The following is a 2,337-nucleotide window of genomic DNA, read 5'->3' on the forward strand; positions in this document are numbered from 1 at the left end:
GGCGTTGGTGCGCCGCCCGACCCGCCAGCGGCCCTTGCGGGTCGCGCCGCCGAAGACGGCTATGAGGTTCTCGGCCGCGGCGTCGGTGCCGGAGTGCGGCGGCGGGGCGTAGCCGGAGGCCGCGGCAGGCTCCGGGCGGCCGGTCCGGCGTCCGGCGGCGGGCAGGTCGCGGACGATCGGCTCCAGCTCGCCGAGCGTCCTGGCGCCGTAGACCGAGCCGATCCGCTCGGCGTGCTCGTCGGCGGTGAGCCGCCCCTCCGCCAGGGCCTCGCGCAGGATGTCCGCGACCCGGTCGCGATCGGCGTCGGAGGCGCGGTACTCCCCCTCGCCCGCCGGTTCGGCCGTGGCCGCCGGCCGCTCTTCCGGCGAGGGCCCCTTCCGGAACCGGACCGCGGGCCCGTCCTGGGAGGAGGGCGCGGTCGGCTGCTGGGGTCGCTTTTCGAGCGAAGACTCATCCACGGGCACCAGCGTAGCGAAACGCGATAGATCGCGACAGGCGGTGTTTGCGGCGCTCTACTGAGCCTTACCTCACAACCGTCCCCGTCCGGCCGGGTTCTACTCTGGTGGGCGCTGCCGAGGACGTCAGCTGTCGCAGTCTGCCGAGTGAGGAATGGCCGCAATGCCCCCTGTCCCTGAGTTCTCCTACACGGATCTGCTCCCCCTGGGTGAGGACGACACTCCGTACCGTCTCGTCACCTCCGAGGGCGTCTCCACCTTCGAGGCGGACGGCCGTACGTTCCTCAAGGTCGAGCCGGAGGCGCTGCGCAAGCTCGCCGCCGAGGCCATGCACGACATCTCGCACTATCTGCGCCCCTCCCACCTCGCGCAGCTGCGCCGCATCCTGGACGACCAGGAGGCCAGCGCCAACGACCGCTTCGTCGCGCTGGACCTGCTCAAGAACGCCAACATCGCGGCGGCCGGCGTGCTGCCGATGTGCCAGGACACCGGCACCGCGATCGTGATGGGCAAGCGCGGGCAGCACGTGCTGACCCAGGGCGGCGACGAGGAGGCCCTCAGCCGCGGCATCTTCGACGCGTACACGGAGCTGAATCTGCGCTACTCGCAGATGGCCCCGCTGACGATGTGGGACGAGAAGAACACCGGGACCAACCTGCCGGCCCAGATAGAGCTGTACGCGACGGACGGCGGCGCGTACAAGTTCCTCTTCATGGCCAAGGGCGGCGGCTCCGCCAACAAGTCCTTCCTCTTCCAGGAGACGAAGGCCGTCCTCAATGAGGCGAGCATGATGAAGTTCCTGGAGGAGAAGATCCGCTCGCTCGGCACGGCCGCGTGCCCGCCGTACCACCTGGCGATCGTCGTCGGCGGCACCAGCGCCGAGTTCGCGCTCAAGACCGCGAAGTACGCCTCGGCGCACTACCTGGACGAGCTGCCCGCCGAGGGCTCCCCCGCCGGGCACGGCTTCCGGGACCGGGAGCTGGAGCAGCAGGTCTTCGAGCTGACGCAGAAGATCGGCATCGGCGCGCAGTTCGGCGGCAAGTACTTCTGCCACGACGTACGGGTCGTGCGGCTGCCCCGGCACGGCGCGTCCTGCCCGGTGGCCATCGCCGTCTCCTGCTCCGCCGACCGCCAGGCCGTCGCGAAGATCACGGCCGAGGGCGTCTTCCTGGAGCAGCTGGAGCGGGACCCGGCGCGCTTCCTGCCGGAGACGACCGACGAGCAGCTGACCGAGGGCGCCGGGCCGGACCTGGAGGCCGTACGGATCGACCTCGACCGGCCGATGGACGACATCCTCGGCGAGCTGACCAAGCACCCGGTCAAGACCCGGCTGTCGCTGACCGGCACCCTGGTCGTCGCCCGCGACATCGCGCACGCGAAGATCAAGGAGCGGCTGGACGCGGGCGAGGAGATGCCGGAGTACCTCAAGGACCACCCGGTGTACTACGCGGGTCCGGCCAAGACCCCCGAGGGGTACGCGTCCGGGTCCTTCGGGCCGACGACGGCGGGCCGGATGGACGCTTACGTGGAGCAGTTCCAGGCGGCGGGCGGCTCCAAGGTGATGCTCGCCAAGGGCAACCGCTCCGGGCAGGTCACCGCCGCGTGCAACGCGCACGGCGGCTTCTACCTCGGCTCGATCGGCGGCCCGGCGGCCCGGCTCGCGCAGGACTGCATCAAGAAGGTCGAGGTCCTGGAGTACGAGGAACTCGGCATGGAGGCGGTCTGGCGGATCGAGGTCGAGGACTTCCCGGCGTTCATCGTGGTGGACGACAAGGGCAACGACTTCTTCGCCGACCCGGCGCCGGAGCAGCCGTTCGTCACCAGCATCCCGGTCCGCCAGGGGTCGTGACGTACGCCCGTCCCCGGCTCGGACAGCGGTTC

General features: G+C 70.8%; 2 protein-coding genes. One reads left to right on the forward strand and one right to left on the reverse strand.

Going from position 1 to position 2,337, the window contains the following annotated elements:
- Nucleotides 1-459 (reverse strand): DUF1707 domain-containing protein (locus ACFU99_RS41080; RefSeq protein WP_384403141.1); only part of this gene is annotated, 459 nt, incomplete at its 3' end.
- Between the two features lie 160 nt (nucleotides 460-619).
- Here ACFU99_RS41080 and ACFU99_RS41085 point away from each other — a divergent pair.
- Nucleotides 620-2,305 (forward strand): fumarate hydratase, encoded by a 1,686-nt coding sequence (locus tag ACFU99_RS41085; protein ID WP_384403143.1) that lies wholly within the window; start codon nucleotides 620-622, stop codon nucleotides 2,303-2,305.
- Nucleotides 2,306-2,337: the final 32 nt, after the last annotated feature.

The organism is Streptomyces sp. NPDC057654 (assembly GCF_042800135.1).
Classification (GTDB): domain Bacteria; phylum Actinomycetota; class Actinomycetes; order Streptomycetales; family Streptomycetaceae; genus Streptomyces.